21 protein-coding genes are annotated in these 20,053 nt (G+C 66.9%); 8 read left to right on the top strand and 13 right to left on the bottom strand.

Annotated features, from left to right (window positions below):
- Positions 1 to 2 precede the first annotated feature (2 nt).
- From IB230_RS12380 to IB230_RS12355, 6 genes are all read right to left on the bottom strand, one after another.
- The gene (locus IB230_RS12380) at positions 3 to 725 is read right to left on the bottom strand and encodes a hypothetical protein (RefSeq protein ID WP_192272598.1); all 723 of its coding nucleotides are present in this window, start codon (positions 723 to 725) and stop codon (positions 3 to 5) included.
- A gap of 72 nt (positions 726 to 797) precedes the next feature.
- Positions 798 to 1,730, bottom strand: coding sequence for an SMP-30/gluconolactonase/LRE family protein (locus IB230_RS12375; protein WP_192272596.1), 933 nt, complete (start codon positions 1,728 to 1,730; stop codon positions 798 to 800).
- A gap of 36 nt (positions 1,731 to 1,766) precedes the next feature.
- Positions 1,767 to 2,819: a 23S rRNA (cytidine(2498)-2'-O)-methyltransferase RlmM gene (gene rlmM / locus IB230_RS12370; protein ID WP_192273915.1), complete on the bottom strand. Its 1,053-nt coding sequence runs from the start codon at positions 2,817 to 2,819 to the stop codon at positions 1,767 to 1,769.
- Positions 2,820 to 2,906: 87 nt separating this feature from the next.
- Positions 2,907 to 3,467, bottom strand: a complete 561-nt coding sequence (locus IB230_RS12365; RefSeq protein WP_192272594.1) for a nucleoside deaminase — start codon at positions 3,465 to 3,467, stop codon at positions 2,907 to 2,909.
- Complete coding sequence (locus IB230_RS12360; protein WP_192272592.1) at positions 3,467 to 3,886, bottom strand: hypothetical protein; 420 nt, start codon at positions 3,884 to 3,886, stop codon at positions 3,467 to 3,469. Before IB230_RS12360 ends, IB230_RS12365 begins: the two co-directional genes overlap by 1 nt.
- 75 nt (positions 3,887 to 3,961) lie before the next feature.
- Positions 3,962 to 5,704, bottom strand: coding sequence for a glutamine--tRNA ligase/YqeY domain fusion protein (locus tag IB230_RS12355; RefSeq protein ID WP_192272590.1), 1,743 nt, complete (start codon positions 5,702 to 5,704; stop codon positions 3,962 to 3,964).
- Between the two features lie 93 nt (positions 5,705 to 5,797).
- Here IB230_RS12355 and IB230_RS12350 point away from each other — a divergent pair, with 93 nt between their 5' ends.
- The 3 genes from IB230_RS12350 to msrA are packed head-to-tail and all read left to right on the top strand — an operon-like array spanning position 5,798 to position 7,456.
- On the top strand, positions 5,798 to 6,466 hold the full coding sequence (locus IB230_RS12350) for a glutathione S-transferase family protein (protein ID WP_192272588.1): 669 nt from the start codon (positions 5,798 to 5,800) through the stop codon (positions 6,464 to 6,466).
- Positions 6,467 to 6,504: 38 nt separating this feature from the next.
- On the top strand, positions 6,505 to 6,774 hold the full coding sequence (locus tag IB230_RS12345) for a DUF2007 domain-containing protein (RefSeq protein WP_192272586.1): 270 nt from the start codon (positions 6,505 to 6,507) through the stop codon (positions 6,772 to 6,774).
- Between the two features lie 31 nt (positions 6,775 to 6,805).
- Positions 6,806 to 7,456: a peptide-methionine (S)-S-oxide reductase MsrA gene (gene msrA, locus IB230_RS12340; RefSeq protein WP_192272584.1), complete on the top strand. Its 651-nt coding sequence runs from the start codon at positions 6,806 to 6,808 to the stop codon at positions 7,454 to 7,456.
- A 94-nt stretch (positions 7,457 to 7,550) separates the two neighbouring features.
- Here msrA and IB230_RS12335 read toward each other — a convergent pair whose 3' ends face one another.
- The 6 genes from IB230_RS12335 to ahpC form a co-directional block, all read right to left on the bottom strand.
- Positions 7,551 to 8,192 (bottom strand): hypothetical protein, encoded by a 642-nt coding sequence (locus IB230_RS12335; RefSeq protein ID WP_192272582.1) that lies wholly within the window; start codon positions 8,190 to 8,192, stop codon positions 7,551 to 7,553.
- 21 nt (positions 8,193 to 8,213) lie between these two features.
- A complete protein-coding gene (locus IB230_RS12330) occupies positions 8,214 to 9,179 on the bottom strand; it encodes a transaldolase (protein ID WP_192272580.1) in 966 nt (321 codons plus the stop codon).
- A gap of 110 nt (positions 9,180 to 9,289) precedes the next feature.
- Entirely contained in the window at positions 9,290 to 9,730 is a 441-nt protein-coding gene (gene rnk, locus IB230_RS12325; protein ID WP_192272578.1) for a nucleoside diphosphate kinase regulator, read from the bottom strand.
- 111 nt (positions 9,731 to 9,841) lie between these two features.
- On the bottom strand, positions 9,842 to 10,801 hold the full coding sequence (oxyR, locus tag IB230_RS12320; protein ID WP_192272576.1) for a DNA-binding transcriptional regulator OxyR: 960 nt from the start codon (positions 10,799 to 10,801) through the stop codon (positions 9,842 to 9,844).
- A gap of 70 nt (positions 10,802 to 10,871) precedes the next feature.
- A complete protein-coding gene (gene ahpF, locus IB230_RS12315) occupies positions 10,872 to 12,458 on the bottom strand; it encodes an alkyl hydroperoxide reductase subunit F (protein WP_192272574.1) in 1,587 nt (528 codons plus the stop codon).
- A 240-nt stretch (positions 12,459 to 12,698) separates the two neighbouring features.
- Entirely contained in the window at positions 12,699 to 13,262 is a 564-nt protein-coding gene (gene ahpC / locus IB230_RS12310; protein ID WP_142125842.1) for an alkyl hydroperoxide reductase subunit C, read from the bottom strand.
- A gap of 385 nt (positions 13,263 to 13,647) precedes the next feature.
- On the opposite strand from ahpC, the gene prmC reads away from it, so the two are divergent.
- The 4 genes from prmC (at position 13,648) to IB230_RS12290 (ending at position 16,971) form a co-directional block, all read left to right on the top strand.
- Positions 13,648 to 14,520: a peptide chain release factor N(5)-glutamine methyltransferase gene (gene prmC / locus IB230_RS12305; RefSeq protein ID WP_192272572.1), complete on the top strand. Its 873-nt coding sequence runs from the start codon at positions 13,648 to 13,650 to the stop codon at positions 14,518 to 14,520.
- 31 nt (positions 14,521 to 14,551) lie between these two features.
- Entirely contained in the window at positions 14,552 to 15,493 is a 942-nt protein-coding gene (gene pip, locus IB230_RS12300; protein ID WP_192272570.1) for a prolyl aminopeptidase, read from the top strand.
- Positions 15,494 to 15,531: 38 nt separating this feature from the next.
- Positions 15,532 to 16,431 (top strand): dienelactone hydrolase family protein, encoded by a 900-nt coding sequence (locus IB230_RS12295; protein WP_192272568.1) that lies wholly within the window; start codon positions 15,532 to 15,534, stop codon positions 16,429 to 16,431.
- Positions 16,432 to 16,560: 129 nt separating this feature from the next.
- Complete coding sequence (locus tag IB230_RS12290; RefSeq protein WP_192272565.1) at positions 16,561 to 16,971, top strand: DUF4019 domain-containing protein; 411 nt, start codon at positions 16,561 to 16,563, stop codon at positions 16,969 to 16,971.
- Positions 16,972 to 16,975: 4 nt separating this feature from the next.
- Here IB230_RS12290 and IB230_RS12285 read toward each other — a convergent pair whose 3' ends face one another.
- On the bottom strand, positions 16,976 to 17,530 hold the full coding sequence (locus tag IB230_RS12285; protein WP_192272563.1) for an NUDIX hydrolase: 555 nt from the start codon (positions 17,528 to 17,530) through the stop codon (positions 16,976 to 16,978).
- A gap of 209 nt (positions 17,531 to 17,739) precedes the next feature.
- Here IB230_RS12285 and IB230_RS12280 point away from each other — a divergent pair, with 209 nt between their 5' ends.
- Complete coding sequence (locus IB230_RS12280; protein ID WP_192272561.1) at positions 17,740 to 20,043, top strand: glycosyltransferase family 2 protein; 2,304 nt, start codon at positions 17,740 to 17,742, stop codon at positions 20,041 to 20,043.
- Positions 20,044 to 20,053 lie beyond the last annotated feature (10 nt).

Below are 20,053 nucleotides of genomic sequence, written 5' to 3'. Positions count from 1 at the left end.
GGTCAGCCCGGGATGAAGGGAAACACGATCTTCAGCAGGCCCTTCAGTCCGCCCTCGGCGGTGCTGGCCACTGCCTTGGCGCCGAGACTGTTGAGCGCGTTGCGCGCGTCCTGCCAGCGCAGCTTGGTGACGTCCTTCTTCAGCAGGTCGGCAACTTCTTCGGAGGTCGGCGTCAGCCGCTTCAGTGCCTCGGTGACCGCCGCGGGGTCGGGCTGCAGGTAACCCCAGCGCTCGGCGATCGCCAGCAGCGTATCGAAGCGGACCGCCACCACTTCCCGGTTGCGCTCGTAGACCGGCAGCGCCCCGACGTCGAGGATGGCCTGCTCGAACTGCTGGTGGTCGTCCGGGTGCTCGACGCGGATGGCGAGGAAGCCGTCCTTGCGGCTGCGTTCGCTGACATGCTTCGCGCCCGACTTCAGGTTCGCCTCGGTCAAGGCGCTGGCGACGATGCGCTGAAGCGCGGCGTCGCGCTCCTCCGGTACCAGCGCGCGCCAGCGGGCATAGCCGTCCCGGCGCAACGCCTTGATCTTCGCCGGCGTCACCCGCAGCTTGCCGGCGACGGTGAAGTTGGATTCGTCGCGGCCGATGGCGCCGTCGCGCTCGAGCAGCACGAAGATCAGCAGTTCCAGGTCACGCTTGGTCAGCGACTGGAAGCCCTGCAGCAGGGTCAGGCGCAGGAACTCGGTGCCGAAGCCGGCAGGGTCCTTGAGTTCGATGGGCAGCATCGTCGTTCTCCGTATCAGGGAGGCATCTTGCCACGCTGGGGTGTCAGTACCTGAGACGTCAGTGGCCCCCCGTCACAGGCCGGCTTCACGCCCAGGGTGTTCGGCGCGGAACGCCTCGATGGCGCCCCGGTCCTGCAGGGTGACGTAGACCGTGCGGCCGTCGCCGCCGCCGAACGCGACGTTGGTGGGCTTCTGTCCCTTCAGCTTCACTTCGCGCAGCAGCCTGCCCTCGGGCGACACCACCGCGACCACGCCGGCGCCGTAACGGGCGATGTAGAGGTTGCCCTTCACGTCGGTGCGCATCCCGTCCATGCCGTGGTCGTTGAAGGCGATCAGCAGGCGCTTGTTGCCGATGCTGCCGTCGGCGCGGATGTCGTAGACCCACACGTTGCGCTGCACGCTTTCGTTGACGTAGAGGTGCTTGCCGTTCGGGCTGACTTCCACGCCGTTGGTGGTGCCCATGCCGGCTTCGAGCAGGTGCGGCGTGCCGCTGCGGTCGATGCGCCACAGCTGGCCGCTGTTGTCGGCCCATTTCGGATCGCTGGCGTACAGGGTGCCGTCGGGAGAGAGTGCGATGTCGTTGGGCTGGTTGGCCTGCGGCATGCGTGCAAACACCTTCGCGTCGCGTTCGCCGGGCGCGATGCGCAGCACGTGGTGCCCGCTGTAGTCGGCGATGTACATGCTGCCGTCGGTGCCGAAGCGGATGCCGTTGCCGGTGCTGCCTTCCGGCAGGGTGGCGAACAGTGAGGCGCGCGCGCTGCCATCGGCATCGAACGTCACCCGGCCGATCGTGCCGTCGCGCCCATAGCTCACGGCATACAGGGCGCCATCGGGGCCGAACGCCGGCCCTTCGATGCCGGCGCTGAAGACGCCGTCGCCGATGACATCGCGAGCGGTATACCAGGAAGTCGCCGGTGCGGAAGAACCGCTTTCGACCGATGCGCATCCGGCCAAGCCTGCGATGGCGATGACCGTACCGATTCTGCCCACGACGTGCGACGCCATGCGTGCTCCCTGGTTATGAAAATGTGCAGCGCGTTGTCAGCGCGGCGTGGCGAACACCGTGATCTCTTCGCGGTCGTGATAGAGCTGGCGCGCGCTGACCCGCAACGGCCGCTCTGCCTGGTCCGCGAACAGCTCCAGGCACAGCTTCGTCTCGTCCCAGCGTTTCTTCATCGGCAGCTTGAGGTTGAACACCGCATGCCGGCACCAGCCTTCGCGGAACCACTGCGCCATCCGCTCGGCCACGCGGCGCGGCTGCTCGACCATGTCGCAGACCATCCAGTCCAGCGACTGCGTCGGCTTCCAGTGGAAACCGTCCGCACGCAGGTGTTCGACCAGTCCGGTCGCCAGCACGTGTTCGCGCAATGGCCCGTTGTCCACGCTGGTCACGCGCAGGTGATGGCGGGTCAGCACCCAGGTCCAGCCGCCGGGCGCAGCGCCAAGGTCGGCGGCGGTCATGCCCGGCTTCAGCAGCGTCTCGCGCTGGTGGTCGTCGAGCAGCGAGAGGAAGGCTTCCTCCAGCTTCAGCGCCGAGCGCGACGGCGCGTCCGGCAGCAGCTTCAGCCGCGGGATGCCGAGCGGCCAGGGCGCGCTGTCGCGGTTATCGGCGACGCACAGGAACAGGTGGTCACCCTGCACGAACACCACGTGCAGGCGTGGCAGACGCGCATCGTCCTTCTCGGTCAGAAAGCCCGCCTTGCGCAGTGCGGGACGCAGCGCATTGCCGAAACTGCGTGCCAGTCCGGCCAGTGGCTTGGCGCTGTCGGAATCCGGATGCTCGACCCACAGGTCGCCGTAGCGCCCGGCACCGGACAGTGCGGCAAGGATCGGCGTGATGCGGTCCTTCGGATCGATGCCGCGCAGTTCGGCGAGCAGGCGCAGCTTCTGCCGGGCGAAGATCAGGTCGCGCCACGGCAGCGCACGGTCCAGTGCCTCGGCCTGGTCGCAGGCGAAGACGACGTGACCGTCGTTGCGTTGCGCGCGGGCATAGCCGGCGAACCCGGCCAGCGCGGCGCGCTCGCTCAGTTCGGCGGCAAGTTCGGGTTCGAATCCCTGGCGGCAATAAGCCAGCAGGCCGGTCGTCGATGACATGGCGATGGGCATGGCGGGTGGCTGCGGCTCCTGCCGCACCGACAGGGTACAGGAGAAGCCGGGGGCGATGGCTTCTCCTGCGCAGGATCAGTACTTGTCGCCGCCCTGCTCGCCGTAGCGCTTCAGAACCGCACGTGCATCTTCGCGGCGCACGTCGCGCACGACCTCGATGCCGCGCCGGTTGAGTTCGCCGATCCAGTCGGCCGGCAACGGGCCTTCGTCGAACTCGGTCAGTTCCATCACGTCCTCGGCGCGCGCACCGATCAGCAGGCGATCGATACCGGCCCAGATGGTGGCGCCGTAGCACTGGCAGCAGGGCTGCGATGACGTAGCCAGCACCACCGGCGCCAGCACGTCGTTGAGGCGCGGCGTCTGCAGGCGTTGCTGCGCCAGCATGTAGGCCATGGTCTCGGCATGCGCCAGCGAGCAGGTATGCGGCATCACGCGGTTCACGCCGAGGGAGATCACGCGGTGGTCGGGGCCGAACACGACGGCACCGAACGGCCCGCCGCTGTTGGCGTCCACGTTGCGGCGCGACAGGTCGATCGCCAGCGCGACCTTGTCTTCGTCGCTCGCGTACGTCGCGGCGGGATCGACCAGATCGTGGGTCCAGGCGGGCAGGGTCAGGTGGATCTGTTGATAGAGCATTACTGGGCAGGCAACTTGGCGACGGAGGAATCGGATTCGCAGCGGCCGCTGACGCATTGGCAGGCCGTCACGTCGGCGAAGCCGCAGATGCCCATGCGGCCGCTGGCGGCGCATTGCGCCTGCACGCCCTGCGGATCGGTGGGGCTGTTCTTGTTGACGCAGGCCGGCATGGCGCCGCAACAGTTGCCGACGTTCTTCACCGCGCAGTCGGCGCTGGTCTTGCAGGCGTAGTCGACGGTGACCGCACCGGCCTCGCGCGGCGGCTGGTTTCCGCCGGTCGGCTTGGGCGAGGGCGTCGAGGCCGGGGGCAGATCGCCTGCAGTGCCATCGGAGGAGGCGGGCGCTGCGCAACCTGCCAGCGCGACGACAAGAAGGCAGGACAACAGGGCGAACGACAGACGCTGCACGGTGCGGGACATGGCGGACTCCTTCCTTCGGTGGTGGTGCGCCAGCCTGCCGGCCACCGCCTCAACGGGCGGTGAAAGCCGCCGGTGTCAGGCCTTGGTGGCCCAGGTGTCGCGCAGGGTCACGCTGCGGTTGAACACGGGACGCTCCGACGTGTGGTCGTAGCGGTCGGCGACGAAATAGCCGGTACGTTCGAACTGGAACGACTGTTCCGGCGTGGCGCTCGCTGCGGCAGGCTCCACGTAGCCGGTGACCGTGCGGCGCGATTCCGGATTCATGTAGTCGCGGTAGGTCTTGCCTTCGGATTCGTCGTCCGGGTTCGGTACGGTGAACAGGCGGTCGTACACGCGGATTTCCGCCGCCACCGCGTGCTTCGCGCTGACCCAGTGGATGGTGCCCTTGATCTTGCGCTCGGCACCGGCCATGCCGGGACGCGACTCGGGATCCAGCCAGCCGCGCAGCTCGACGATCTCCCCGGCGTCGTTCTTGATCACCTCATCGCAGCGCACGATGCCGGCGCCGCGCAGGCGCACTTCGCCGCCCGTGGTCAGGCGCTTGAAGCCCTTCGGCGGGACTTCCTCGAAGTCCTCGCGCTCGATCCACAACTCGCGCGAGAACGGCACGCTGCGCTGGCCGAAAGACTCGTCCTTCGGGTGGTTGGAGAACGTCAGCGACTCCTCGTGGTCTTCCGGCAGGTTCGCCAGCACCAGCTTTACTGGGTCGACCACGCCCATCCGGCGCGGCGCGGCGGTATCCAGATCCTCGCGCAATGCGCCTTCCAGGATCGAGATGTCCAGCAGCGAGTTCTGCTTGCTGATGCCCACGCGGTCCACCATCAGGCGCAGCGCGGCCGGGGTGTAGCCGCGACGGCGGATGCCCTGCAGGGTCGGCATGCGCGGGTCGTCCCAGCCGTCGACGAGCTGGTCGTTGACCATCGCCAGCAGCTTGCGCTTGCTCATCACCAGGTAGTTGAAGTTCAACCGCGAGAATTCGATCTGGCGCGGCTTGCTGGCTTCCTTCGGCAGGCCCTTGGCCAGCAGCGGTGCGATCAGGTCGGGCGAGCCGGCCAGGTCCACCTTGTCCACGCACCAGTCGTACAGCGGACGATGGTCTTCGAATTCCAGCGTGCACAGCGAATGGGTGATGCCTTCCACCGCATCGCTCAGCGAATGCGCGTAGTCGTACATCGGGTAGATCGGCCAGTCGTTGCCGGTGTTCTGGTGCTCGACGTGCTTGATGCGGTACAGCGCCGGGTCGCGCAGGTTGATGTTGCCGCTGGCCATGTCGATCTTGGCGCGTAGCGTGCGCGCGCCATCGGGGAACTCGCCCGCGCGCATGCGGCGGAACAGGTCCAGGTTCTCTTCCACGCTGCGGTCGCGGTAGGGCGAATTGCGGCCCGGTTCGGTCAGCGTGCCGCGGTACTCGCGCACTTCCTCCGCGCTCAGGTCGCAGACGAAAGCGTCGCCCTGGCGGATCAGCTTCTCGCCGGCCAGGTACAGCACCTCGAAGTAATCCGAGGCGTGGCGCAGGTCGTGCCAATCGAAGCCCAGCCAGCGCACGTCATCCTGGATGGCGCGCACGTACTCCGGGTCTTCCTTGGCCGGATTGGTGTCGTCCAGGCGCAGGTTGCAGACGCCGCCGAACTCCCCGGCGATACCGAAGTCCAGGCAGATCGCCTTGGCGTGGCCGATGTGCAGGTAGCCGTTCGGTTCGGGTGGGAAGCGGGTCTTCACCGACGTGTGGCGTCCGGCGGCCAGGTCCTCGCGCACGATCTGGCGGATGAAGTCCTTCTTTTCGGGAAGGGCGTCGGGGGCGGGGGCAGCGTCGGACATCGGGGGCGTTGGGGCGTGGAAAACGGCAAGTTTAGCCGGTCCCGGGGGGCGGCTGGTCTATCCTGAACAGCCTCGGCGCGCGTGGAGCCCAGCATGAGCCTTCCGGTCCTGGTCATCGGCAACAAGAACTACTCGTCCTGGTCGCTGCGTCCCTGGTTGCTGCTGCGCCATTTCGGCGTCGCCTTCGAGGAGGTCCGGCTGCTGCTGGACGCGCCCGACTTCACCGCGCAGGCACGGCGGCATTCGCCCACCGGCAAGGTGCCGGCGCTGCACGATGGCGGGGTCCATGTGTGGGATTCGCTGGCAATCTGCGAGTACGCCAACGAGCGCTGGCTCGATGGCCGTGGCTGGCCTGCAGACCTGGCAGTCCGCGCCCTGGCTCGTGCCGCCGCCGCGGAAATGCATTCGGGCTTCGTCGCGCTGCGCACGCAGCTGCCGATGAACAGTCGGCGCACGCCGGACGCCTACACCTGGGACGAGGCCGCCCAGCGCGATATCGACCGCGTACAGGCACTCTGGCGTCAGCTGCGCGCTGCGCATGGGGCGGGCGGAGACTTCCTGTTCGGCGGGTTCGGCATCGTCGACGCCATGTATGCCCCCGTGGCTATTCGCTTCGAAGGCTACGGCGTGGAGGTCGACGACACGGCACGCGCCTACCTGCAGGCCCTGTTCGCGCTGCCTGCAATGCGGGAATGGCGCTCCGCGGCAGTGGCGGAAACTGAATCGGTGGCGGACACGGACAGGCTGCGCAAGCCGCTTTAGACGGGCAGCGGTGTAGTCTGGCCATGGAGGACGAATCCATGCGCGTGATCTACCTGGCCGACAACCTGTTCGACGCCCATCTGGTGAAGCACGCGCTGGAAGAGGTGGAGAGTCCGGCCTTCGTGTTCGGCGAGTCGCTGCTGGGCGGCATGGGCGAACTGCCGCTGTTCGGCGTGCTGCGGGTCTGCGTCCCGGACACAGCGTTCCCCGAGGCGGAGCAGGTGGTGCAGGCGCTGGGACTGGAATCGCGCGACGAAGGCCCCATCTTGGAAGGCGACGACGAAGGCATGGGCATCCTGCCGGCCTGATCCGTCGTTCCCCACGATCACGAGGTTCGCCATGCTGGGTATCGGAGCCTACAAGCAGCGCATGCCGCGCGCGGAAGACATGCTGCCGGGTCGCGGCACGCCGCTGCCGCTGCACAACGTGCATTTCGTCAACGGACACCCGCTGCGCGACGCGTTCGACGGCTTGCAGCAGGTCGAGTTCGGCCTGGGCTGTTTCTGGGGCGCCGAGCGCAAGTTCTGGAACGTGCCCGGCGTGTACAGCACGTCGGTCGGCTATGCCGGCGGCGGCACGCCCAATGCCACCTACGAGGAGGTCTGCTCCGGCCAGACCGGCCACAACGAAGTCGTGCGTGTGGTGTACGACCCGACCCAGGTGTCGTTCGAACGGCTGCTGCAGGTGTTCTGGGAAAGCCATGACCCCACGCAGGGCATGCGCCAGGGCAACGACGTCGGGACGCAGTACCGGTCCGGTATCCATGCCCATACGCCGGAACAGCAGGCGGCTGCGGACGCCAGCCTGCAGGCTTACCAGCAGCAGCTGCAGGCTGCCGGCTACGGTGCCATCACCACCGAAGTCGTGTATCCGGCGCCGCCGTTCTACTACGCCGAGGATTACCACCAGCAGTACCTGGCGAAGAATCCGAACGGCTATTGCGGGCTCGGTGGCACCGGCGTGAGCTGCCCGATCGGCCTCGACGCGTGAGGAGGCTGGTTGTGGGAGCGACGTGAGTCGCGAGGCTGTTTGAACCGACCGTGGCAGTGTCGCGACTCACGTCGCTCCCACGGCGTGCTTCTTTCTACAAACGCGTGACGCCGCAGACGTAAACGACTTCGCAGGCGCCGCCGCCGGTATCGGTGCGGCGCGTCGAGCTGCGCCAGCGCCAGCCGTCGTCGGCTTTCGCTTCCACCAGCCAGCCCTCGATGCGGACGCGCTCATCCTTGCGCACGTCGGCCAGCGCCTGCGCGATGGCGTCGTTGCCGGGGATCATGTGCATGTTGGCGCTGCTGCGGGCGATCTCGTCCTGCGGCAGTGGCGGCCGGTCGCGCCAACGGTAGTGGTACCAGCGCGAGGACTGGCGGATATCGAGCGCAGCGATCACCGCGTCCTCTTCCATGCGTTGCCAGCCGAGCGCGAAGTCGACCGGCGACAGATCCGCCTCGCGCCCGCTGCGATAGTCCTCGCGCGACAGCACGCGCGCCTCGATGCTGAAGCCCGCCAGCGGCGTGAGCGTGGCCGCCTGCAAGGCGAATGGCCTCACGTCATCGGGGACGTCGGTCTGCAAGGGCGGCTCCCCCGCAGCGACGCGGGGTGGCAGGGGGCAGGCGGTCGGCATGGCTCCCACCGTCGCGGGAGCACGCGGGCCGCGACGATGATCGGAGAACCACCAGCCGGCGATGCCGGCCAGCAGTGCGATCACCAGCAACGTACGCAGGCTCATCCGCGAAGTGCGGGCGAGGCGTCAGGCGGCCAGCTTCTCGCGGATGGTCGCGCGCAGTGCAACCAGGTCCTTGGCGAAGATCTCGATGCCGGTGGCCAGTTTTTCCTTCGCCATCGGATCGGCCTCGATCGCGGCGGCGAAACTCTCGGCCGTCACGGGTGCGGCGTCCACTGCTTCCTTGGCGCCGGGTGACAGCTTGCGCGGCAGGTCGCCGTGGTCCTGGTCGAGCTTTTCCAGCAGGTCGGGCGAAATGGTCAGGCGGTCGCAGCCGGCCAGCGCTTCGATCTGCGCGGTCGAGCGGAACGACGCGCCCATCACCACCGTCGGCGATCCGCGACGCTTGAACTCGGCATAGACGCCGCGCACGAACACCACGCCCGGGTCTTCGTCGATGGTCGCCGGCGTCTGGCCGTTGGCCACATACCAGTCCAGGATGCGACCCACGAACGGCGAGATCAGGAATGCGCCGGCTTCGGCGCAGGCGATGGCCTGGGTCGGGTTGAAGATCAGGGTGAGGTTGCAGTCGATGCCTTCGGCCTGCAGCTGGCGCGCGGCTTCCACGCCTTCCCAGGTGGAGGCGACCTTGATCAGGATGCGGTCGCGGCCGATGCCCTGGTCGGCGTACATCTGCACGAACTTGCGCGCCTTGGCCACGGTGGCGGCGGTGTCGTACGCCTGGTCGGCGTCGACTTCGGTGGAGACACGGCCGGGGATCAGGCCGGCGAGCTTCGCGCCGACGCCGATCGTCAGGCGGTCCACGACCTCATCCACCAAGGCTTCACCACCGCCCTGCGCGCGTGCCCAGGCCAGTTGCTCTTCGATCAGGTCGGCGTAGACCGGCAAGTCGAGCGCCTTCTTCACCAGCGTGGGATTGGTGGTGCAGTCCACCGGCTTGAGGCGCTTGATGGCGTCGTAGTCGCCGGTGTCGGCCACGACGACGGAGAGTTCGCGGAGCTGCTGCAGCTTGGAGGGGGACGTATCGGACATGGGATTCGGGGCAGGGGGACAACGGGGCGACAAGTATGCCCTGTCCCGCGCGGGCGGACCCGGCACGGGACGATGGTTTTCGTGGATTGAGGCGATAGCGCGGACGCGGGTCAGCGATGCAGGGCGCCGCTGGCTTCGGGCTGGTAGTCGATCGCGGTGACGCGCAGCCGCAGCGGCCGGTTGCCGGACGCCTGCCAGTCGATCGTCTGGCCGATCGAGAGTCCGAGCAGCGCGCTGCCGACGGGCGCGAGCACGGAGACCAGGCCGGTCTCGACGTTCGCTTCGTGGGGGTACACCAGGGTCAGGCGATGGTGCTCGCCGGTGAGCTCGTCCTCGCATTCCACCCGCGAGTGCATCGTCACCACGTTGTCCGGCATCTCGTCCGGCGCGCGCACGTCGGCGCGGTTCAGTTCGTCCATCAGCGCGAGCGCGGCCGGATGCCGGCGCAGCACGGGTGTATCGAGCAGGGCCTCCAGGCGGGACAGGTCGCGGCTGGAGACCACAAGCGGCGGGAGCGAAGGCGGCAGGCCGCTGGTGCGGGTGTTGTTCATCGTGTGCTCTCTGGTTTTGGGGTCGCGCAAAAGGAAACGGGCGACGCGTTGCCGCGCCGCCCATCGGTTTCATTTTTTGCGCGCCTACCGTAGCCCGGAAGCGCGATGGCTTCAAGCTGCGTGCGTGCTGGAGCGTTCCGTCGTCGCGGATACCTGGGGCAGGGGCGCATCCGGCTCGAACAGGCCGGGCGGCAGCTCGCGGAACACCTGCGCCAGTTGCTGCAGGAAGTCGGCCATGGCCGAGCTCTTGCGCCACACCATTGCGATCTGGCGGCTCGGATGCGAGTCGCTGAAGCCGAGCAGATGGATGTTCTCCGAGCGTGCGACCGGCGGCTTCACCGCCAGCGTCGGCAGCAGGGTGATGCCGACATCGGCGGCGACCATCTGCCGCAGTGTTTCCAGGCTGGTCGCGCGGAACTCGGACTTTTCGTTGGCGCCGGACAGGCGGCACACGTCCAGCGCCTGCTCGCGCAGGCAATGGCCATCTTCCAGCAGCAGCAACTGTTGTTGCGACAGCTCGGCCAGGCTCAGCGAGTCGCGCCGCGCCAGCGGATGCGATTCCGGCACCGCCAGCACGAACGGTTCTTCGAACAGGAACTCGGTGTGCAGTTGATCGTCCGTCACCGGCAGCGCCAGCAGGCCCGCATCGAGCCGACCCTCGCGCAGGCGCGACAGCAACACATCGCTCTTCTCTTCGACCAGCAGCAGTTCCAGCTGTGGAAAGCGTGCGCGGATGCGAGGCACGACATGCGGCAGCAGGTACGGGCCTAGCGTGGGAAAGATGCCCAGCCGTACCGTGCCGGCTTCGGGGTCCTGGCTGCGGCGCGCGGCTTCCTTCATCTGTTCGACTTCGGCGACGATGCGGCGCGCGCGGTCGGCGGCGTCTCTTCCGGCGGGCGTCAGCATGACCTTGCGCGGGGCGCGCTCCACCAGCGGCACGCCCAGTTCGTCTTCCAGCTTCTTGATCTGGGTCGACAGCGTGGGCTGGCTGACGTAGCACGCCGCGGCGGCGCGGCCGAAATGCTTGTGGTCGGCCAGGGCCACCAGGTACTTGAGATCGCGCAGGTTCATCGGACTCCTCCCTCAGGGAACCGCCTTGCGTGCGACTGGCGCGGACCGGTGTACGGCCCGCACCCCTGCATCATGCCGCGACCGCGTCCGGGGTTTCCACCGGTGCCGACGTGCGGATCAGGTGGTCGAACGCGCTCAACGCGGCCTTCGAGCCTTCGCCCATGGCGATGACGATCTGCTTGTACGGCACCGTCGTCGCGTCGCCGGCGGCGAACACGCCCGGCACACTGGTCTGGCCGCGATCATCGACGATGATCTCGCCGCGCGGACTCAGGTCCACCACGCCCTTCAGCCATTCGGTGTTCGGCAGCAGACCGATCTGCACGAAGACGCCCTCCAGCTCCACGCGGTGCGTGTCGCCACCGGCGCGGTCCTTGTAGACCAGGCCGTTGACCTTGCTGCCGTCGCCCAGCACTTCGGTGGTCTGCGCGCTGGTGACGATGCGCACGTTCGGCAGGCTGCGCAGCTTGCGCTGCAGCACGTCGTCGGCACGCAGCTGGCTGTCGAACTCGATCAGCGTCACGTGCGCCACGATGCCGGCCAGGTCGATCGCGGCCTCGACGCCGGAGTTGCCGCCGCCGATCACCGCCACACGCTTGCCCTTGAACAGCGGACCATCGCAGTGCGGGCAGTAGGCGACGCCCTTGTTGCGGTACTCGTTCTCGCCGGGCACGTTCATCTGCCGCCAGCGCGCACCGGTGGAGAGGACCACGGTCCTCGATTTCAGCGACGCGCCGTTGGCGAGCTGCACTTCGACCAGCCCGTCCTTGCCCGCAGGCACCAGCTTTTCCGCACGCTGCAGGTCCATCACGTCGACCTGGTAGTCCTTGACGTGCTGTTCCAGCGCGGCCGCCAGCTTGGGACCTTCGGTGTACGGCACGGAGATGAAGTTCTCGATGGCCATCGTGTCCAGCACCTGGCCGCCGAAGCGCTCGGCGGCGATGCCGGTGCGGATGCCCTTGCGGGCAGCGTAGATCGCCGCGGATGCGCCGGCGGGACCGCCGCCGACGACGAGCACGTCGAACGCGTCCTTGGCCGCGATCTTCGCCGCCGCACGTGCCGCCGAGTTGGTATCGAGCTTGGCGAGGATCTCGGGCACGCCCATACGACCCGCACCGAACACGGCGCCGTTGAGGAAGATGAAGGGCACCGACAGCACTTCGCGCGCCTCGACTTCCTGCTGGAACAGCGCGCCGTCGATGGCGACATGCTGAATGCGGGGGTTGAGCACGCTCATCAGGTTCAGCGCCTGCACTACGTCCGGGCAGCTCTGGCAGGTCAGCGAGAAATAGGTCTCGAAGCGGTAGTCGCCGTCCAGGTCACGGATCTGTTCGATCACGTCCTGCGCGAGCTTCGACGGGTGGCCACCGACCTGCAGCAACGCCAGCACCAGCGAGGTGAACTCGTGGCCCATCGGCAGGCCGGCGAAGGTCAGGTGGATGTCGTGGCCCGGCGAGGTCAGCGCGAACGACGGCGTGCGCTCGCCACCGCGCTGTTCGATGATGCTGATCTTGTCGGAGGCGTCCTGCAGGTCGCGCAGCAAGGCCTGCAGCTCGGACGAAGCGGCACTGTCGTCCAGCTGCGCAGTGATGTGGATCGGGCGCACGGCCTTTTCGAGGTAGGCCTTGAGCTGCGTCTTCAGATTGGCGTCCAGCATGGCGAACGTCTCCGTGAGAGGAATCGGGGGAGGGAGGTCAGGCGTTTGCAGGAGCGGCATGCGCCGGGGGGAGAGAGGGAGCCGGTCAGGGAGGGGGAACCGGCAAGCGGCGCATGCCGCTGCTGCAAACGTCCGTGGCGACCGACCTCCGGGCCGGTGGCCCGGAGGTGGTGTGATGCGGTGGTGCAATTCGGTGGAGCACGGCGCGTCCGCAGAAGGAACGCGCCGTTGAAGCGGGACTTAGATCTTGCCGACCAGGTCCAGCGACGGAGCGATCGTCTGCGCGCCTTCCTTCCACTTGGCCGGGCAGACCTGGCCGGGGTTGGCGGCGGTGAACTGCGCGGCCTTCAGCTTGCGCAGGGTCTCCGACACGTCACGGGCGATCTCGTTGCTGTGGATCTCGGCGGTCTTGATGACGCCTTCCGGGTTGATGACGAAGGTGCCGCGCAGGGCCAGGCCTTCTTCTTCGATGTGCACGCCGAAGGCGCGGGTCAGCTGGTGGGTCGGGTCGCCGACCAGCGGGAACTGGGCCTTGCCCACGGCCGGGGAGGTTTCGTGCCACACCTTGTGCGAGAAGTGCGTGTCGGTGGTGACGATGTAGACCTCGGCGCCAGCCTTCTGGAACTCGGCGTAGTTGGCGGCGGCGTCTTCCACTTCGGTCGGGCAATTGAAGGTGAAGGCGGCCGGCATGAAGATCAGGACCGACCACTTGCCCTTCAGGGTGCCGTCGGTGACTTCGACGAATTCGCCGTTGTGGAAGGCGGTGGTCTTGAACGGCTGGACCGCGGTGTTGATCAGGGACATGGAAGATCCTCGTGAGTGGAGTGGGTGTGGTGAAGCGATGGGGCCATGGTAGGCAGCGACTATTGATATCTCAAATCGATTGATGGAATTGAATAGATAGTTTTTAACTATCGAAAAAGCCGTCCATCCGCATCGAGCGCGAGCAAGCCAGGCTTATATGCGGATGAATGTGTTGTTTTTCAATGACTTGATGGATTTCGGATGTGGCGGTCGGCGATCCGATTGCCCTATGAATGTACGCCGGGTGCGAGGATCCTGATCCTTTTGTCGCCAATTGCGTGGACAGCTGCGCCATCAGGTGTCCATACGCCATAGAGCACCATGATGGTGCGTCGCGGCGAGACGGCTGCGTCCGGAAGGGCGCCGCCCGGTACCATGCGCGGCGATGCCTGCCGACCTGCCCACCGCCCGACTCGACCTGGCCCTGCGCGCCGCCTCGGCCCGTCTATCCGGTCCCGATGCCCGCCACGAAGCCGAGCACCTGCTGTTGCACGTGCTGGGGCGCGACCGGGCGTGGCTGTTCGCGCATGGCGACGATCCGTTGCCCGGACCGGAGGCATTGGCCTTCGAAGCATTGCTGGCGCGGCGGGAGGCGGGCGAGCCGCTGGCCTACCTGCTCGGCCGACGCGGGTTCTGGACCCTCGACCTGCAGGTGTCGCCCGCAACGCTGATCCCCCGTCCCGAGACCGAACGGCTGGTCGAACTGGCACTGGAGCGGTTGCCGGCCGACCATCGCTTGCGCGTCGCCGATCTCGGCACCGGCACCGGCGCGATTGCCCTGGCTATCGCCAGCGAGCGCCCGCAGGCCGAAGTGGTGGCGACCGATTTCAGCGAGGCGGCCTTGCAGGTCGCGCAACAGAACGCGCGCAGCAACGAGGTTGCGAACGTCGTGTTCCGTCACGGTAGCTGGCTGGCGCCTTTGGCGCGCGAGCGCTTCGACCTGATCGCCAGCAATCCGCCCTATATCGCCGACGGCGATCCCCACCTTGGGCAAGGCGATCTGCGCTTCGAACCGCCCGCCGCGCTGTCATCGGGTGCCGACGGGCTGGACGCTATCCGCGAAATCGTGGCGACGGCGCCGTCGCATCTGCTTCCCGGCGGCTGGCTGCTGCTCGAGCATGGCTGGGAGCAGGGTGAGGCGATCCGGGGTCTGTTGCAGGCCGCGGGTTTCATCGATGTCGCGACGGAAGTCGATCTCGAGCAGCGCGACCGCGTCAGCCTGGGCCGCGTAACGGAAGGGCAAGACACCAACCGCTAGACTGTCGGCTTTCGTCCAGGATCCACCGCCCATGCGCACGCTGTATCCCGATATCGAGCCGTTCGACACCGGCACGCTGAAGGTCGACGACCGCCACACGCTGTACTACGAACAGTGCGGCAAGCCGGACGGCAAGCCGGTGGTGCTGCTGCACGGCGGCCCCGGCGCGGGCTGCAGCCCGAAGATGCGCCGTTTCCACGACCCGGCCAAGTACCGCATCGTGCTGTTCGACCAGCGCGGCTCCGGTCGGTCCACGCCGCATGCGGACCTGGTCGACAACACCACCTGGGATCTGGTGGCCGACATCGAGACGCTGCGCGAGAAACTCGGCATCGAACGCTGGCAGGTGTTCGGCGGCAGCTGGGGCTCGACGCTGGCCCTGGCCTACGCGGAAACGCATCCGCGACGCGTGACCGAACTGGTGCTGCGCGGCATCTTCATGCTGCGCCGCTGGGAACTGGAATGGTTCTACCAGGAGGGCGCCAGCCGCCTGTTCCCGGATGCGTGGGAACACTACATCACCGCGATTCCGTCGGTCGAACGCCATGACCTGATCTCGGCCTTCCACCGCCGCCTGACCTCCGATGACAAGGCGACCCGCCTGGCCGCCGCGAAGGCCTGGAGTGTGTGGGAAGGCGCGACGAGCTTCCTGCACGTGGACGCCGATTTCGTCAGCGGCCACGAAGAACCCGAGTTCGCGCTGGCGTTCGCGCGCATCGAGAACCACTACTTCGTCAACGGTGGTTTCTTCGAGGTCGAAGACCAGCTGCTGCGCGATGCCTCGCGCATCGCCGACATCCCGGGTGTGATCGTGCATGGTCGCTACGACGTGGTCTGTCCGATCGCCAATGCGTGGGAACTGCACAAGGCGTGGCCGAAGGCGAAGCTCGAGATCACGCCGGCCTCTGGCCATTCCGCGTTCGAGGCCGAGAACGTCGACGCGCTGGTGCGCGCGACCGACGCCTTCGCCTGAAAGCACGTCGCCAGGATCATCACGCAGGGGAGTACTTGATGGGCGCAGACCGCAAGCCGGCTTCCGGGTTCGACCAGCGCGTGCTGGATCTTTATGACGACTACGTGCACGGCCGCGTCGACCGGCGCGGCTTCCTTGCCGGCGCGGCGCAGTTCGCGGTGGGCGGCACCACGGCAGCGGCCCTGCTCGCGGCACTGACCCCGCAGTACGCATTCGCCGCGCAGGTAGCCGCGGACGATCCGCGCATTACCACGGTCTACCGCACGTTTCCCGCGCCCGAGGGTCATGGCGAAGGTCGCGGGCTGCTGGCGATGCCGCGTGCGGAAGGGCGGTATCCAGTGGTGTTGGTCGTGCACGAGAACCGCGGGCTCAATCCGTACATCGAAGACGTTGCTCGTCGGCTGGCGGTGGCGGGATTCATCGCGTTCGCGCCAGATGCGCTGTACCCGCTCGGTGGCTATCCGGGTAACGACGACGCCGGTCGCGAGATGCAGGCGAAACTGGATCGCGACAAGGTGTTGGCCGATCTGGAAGCCGCCGCGCGCTTTGCGCACGCATTGCCGCGCAACAACGGCAAGCTCGGCGTGGTGGGCTTCTGTTTCGGCGGCCTGGTGACCAACCTGCTCGCCTCACGGTTGCCCGAGTTCGTCGACGCCGGCGTGCCGTATTACGGTGGCCAGCCGGCCGCGGAAGAGGCAGCGCGCATCAGGGCGCCGCTGCTGCTGCAGTTCGCCGAGCTGGACACGCGCGTCAACGCCGGCTGGCCGGCCTATGAGCAGCACTTGAAAGCGGCGGGCGTCGCCTACACGGCGTATGTCTATCCGGGCGTGAACCATGGCTTCCACAACGACACCACCCCGCGCTACGACCAGGCAGCGGCGGAACTGTCGTGGCAGCGCACGCTCGCCTTCTTCCGCCAGCACCTGACCGGAAACTAGCGGCACGTCACAGCGCGACATCGGTGCCCGGGCCGACCTGTCCGGTCGATGCGCATGCATGCGAACAAGTCGGGTGGATGCCACGCCCTGGATGCGTGGCGGCGATCAGACGATGAGGCGAGTGCGGCGATGACGGATGCAATGCAGGCGGGTGCGGGCAGGGTGGGGCTGGAAGACGTCGACATCACGCGGTTGGGCATGGCGGCGATGCGCTTCATCAAGGCCATCGAGCAGGGGCAGCACGATGTGCTATGGGACGCGGCCTCAAAGGCGGTACGGCAATCCATGCCGCGCGCCGCCTTCATCGACTCGCTCACCCATCGCCACGGCGTGCTGGGCCGCGGCACGGGCCGGCGCTGGACGGCCATCAGGGTCGATCAGCCCGGGATGCAGGCGCGCTGGCTGCCGGGCACGTACGCGCGGCTCGAGTTCATGGTGTCGTTCGGCGCGACCGATGCGCCGCATCGCGAAGTGGTGACGCTGCGGCACGAAGAGCAGGGCGTATGGCGTCTGGCGGGTTATGGCGTCAAGGCGGCTTGAAGAGTCAGGCGCGAGGTGTCCCGTCGAGGGTATGGTCGATCATCCACAGCCCGGCCCATAGCTTGGCATCCAGTTCGTAGCCTTCGCCCATCTTCTGCGCCAGCCACGCGGCGGCACGCGTGCGGGGAATGGTGTGCACGGTGATGTCTTCATCGCCATCGCCGCCGCCGTCACCGACCTTGCGCAGACCGGTAGCACGGACGAAGGCGATCTTCTCGCTGCTGCTGCCGGACGACGTGGGGCCGATCATCAGCACTTCCGCATGGTCGGCGGTCCAGCCGGTTTCCTCCTCCAGTTCGCGGATCGCGGACACCTCGATCGACTCGCCGGCGTGGATGTCGCCCACCAGGCCGGCCGGCATCTCGATGGTGCGCGCCTGCAGCGGCACGCGGAACTGTTCGACGAACAGCACGTTGTCGTCCGGTGTCACCGCGATGATGATCGCCGCCAGACCGCCCGCGTGTGCGCGCTCGACGTACTCCCATGTGCCGCGGACCATCATCCGCTGGTACTTGCCTTGCCAGACGATACGGGCGGGTTGCTGGTCCAGCTCAGTCATACGAGGCTCCTTCACATTTGTTAATTATATGGAAAGGTCACTGTTTAACGTACTGGATCTGTCCTTTATGACCGTCCCATGACGAACCCTCAGTAAACATTGTTACACTTGCCTGTCGGGGAGGACGCCCCGCACTTCGGGGAGCAGGGGGCGCCAGTGACGGTCAGCCCGCAAGAATCATGTCTTGGCGTTTTTGGCGATCTTCCTGGATGGCACCGGTCAGCGCACGGCTGACTCCCCTCCTGCAGCTTGTGGCCCATGCGGTGTCGTCTGCTGCGGTGGAATACGAGGCGGTGGGCGACGATCCACAGTTCCGCGTCGACCCCGAGCAGGGCATCCATGCTTTGGCGCCCGGCTGGTACGTGATGGATGTCACGCTTTTGGTTTCCGAGGGTGTCGTCCAGCGCCCCTGCCTTTACCCCGATTACGGTGGCGGCTGCAGCGAAGCCACGCGCATCCCTCTGTCTCAACCCGATCTCGATGGGGGCATGCGGGCGCTGGTGCTGATCAGTCGGCCACTACGCGCACTGCGTTTCGACCCGACCATCCGGCCTGCGCGCTTCCAGATCGGAGCCATGAGGTTCCGTCGCATTACCCGATTGCATGCCTTGTGGGTGCTGCTGCAGGGCGATGGCAGGTCCAGCGGGTCGGGCCAGCGATCTTCGTGGGCGCTCGCCGGTCGCTTGATCGGATTCATCAAAGAGGTCCGTCGGCAGGGGTTGAGTCCTGCTGTCGACGAACTGGTGCACCGGCATTACGGTTCGTCGCGCCATACCGCTGGCGGTTATGTCTCGTGGCTGGACCATTTCGATCCGCTCAAAGGCGGTGGATTGGAGCACGCGCGCATGCAGGCCGGCCAGTATTCGAATGGCCCGCTGATCTCCGTGGTGCTTCCCGTCTACAACACGCCGCTGGCGCTGCTCAAGCGCTGCATCGACAGTGTCCGCGAGCAGACGTACCTGAACTGGGAACTCTGCATCGCGGATGACGCGTCTCCCGATCCGCGGATCGTGGAATGCCTGCAGGCGTACGCACGGGAGGACGTGCGGATCAAGGTCGCCGTTCGGGAACGGAATGGCCACATCAGCGAAGCCACCAATACGGCGCTTGCCATGGTCACCGGCAGCCACGTGGCCTTTCTCGATCACGATGACGAGCTGAGTGCGGATGCGCTGCACCAGGTGGTGCTGGCGCTCGCGGAGCATCCACAGGCACGGCTGCTGTACAGCGACGAAGACAAGATCGACGAGGCGGGCCGTCGTTTCGAGCCTCATTTCAAGCCCGGATGGAATCCGGAACTGCTCCGTTCCCAGAACTACATCTGCCACCTGATGGTGGTGGAGACCCTCTTGCTGGCACAGGTCGGCGTGTTGCGCCCCGGGTTCGAGGGGTCGCAGGATCACGACCTGGTTTTGCGATGCACCGAAGTACTGGCGCCGGAACAGATCTGCCACATCCCCAAGGTGCTCTACCACTGGCGCGCGATCGAAGGGTCCACGGCGCTGGGGGGAGACCAGAAGAGCTATGCGTCCGAAGCAGGACGTCGCGCGGTGCAGGAGCACCTTCAGCGCATCGGACGCACCGGCACGGTGGAAGTCGTGTCGCCGGGTTGTTACCGCACGCGTCCGGCGCTCGCCAAAACGCCCAAGGTCAGCATCATCATCCCCACGCGCGACAGGGCGGACCTGCTGTCCGTCTGCGTCCGCAGCGTGATGGAGAAGACGGATTACCCGGACTTCGAGGTGGTGGTGGTGGACAACGGAAGCGTAGATGCGGCCACGAGGACTCTGTTGAGGGAGCTGCGGCAGACGCCTGGCATCCGTGTGCTGGACTATCCGATCCCCTTCAATTTCTCGGCCATCGTTAACCACGGTGTACGCGAAGCGACGGGCGAGGTCATTTGCCTGCTCAACAACGACACGGAAGTGATCGACGCCTCCTGGTTGACCGAGCTGGTTGCGCGCGCGAAGCAGCGCGACACCGGTGCGGTGGGTGCGATGCTCTACTACCCGGACGACACCATTCAGCATGCGGGCGTGGTGCTGGGCCTGGGTGGCGTGGCAGGACATATCTACACGCGCATGGGGCGGGGCACGCCGGGCTACATGGCGCGCGCGTGGGTGGCGCAGAACATGAGCGCGGTGACGGCGGCGTGCATGGCGGTACGACGCAGCGTCTTCGAGGAGGTCGGTGGGTTCGACGAAGCACTGCCCGTCGCCTTCAACGACATCGATTTCTGCCTCAGACTCCTTGAGTGCGGTTACCGCAATGTCTGGACGCCCTACGCCGAGCTCTACCACTACGAATCCGCCAGCCGGGGCAGCGAGGATTCCCCTGCTAAGCAGGAACGCTTCGCCGCGGAAGTCCACGCCATGAAGTGGCGGTGGGGCGCTGTCCTCCATGACGACCCCGCCTACAACCCCAACCTGACGCTCGACCAAGGCGATTACGGCCTTGCGTTCCCCCCTCGCTCTCCGCGCCTGCGGGTATCCGGCGTCCCCATTCGACACTGAAGTTCCAGGT

It is taken from the genome of Pseudoxanthomonas sp. PXM01 (assembly GCF_014851815.1).
GTDB lineage: Bacteria > Pseudomonadota > Gammaproteobacteria > Xanthomonadales > Xanthomonadaceae > Pseudoxanthomonas_A.
Note: the sequence above shows the minus strand (reverse complement) of the source record. Positions and strands in the feature narration are given on the sequence as shown.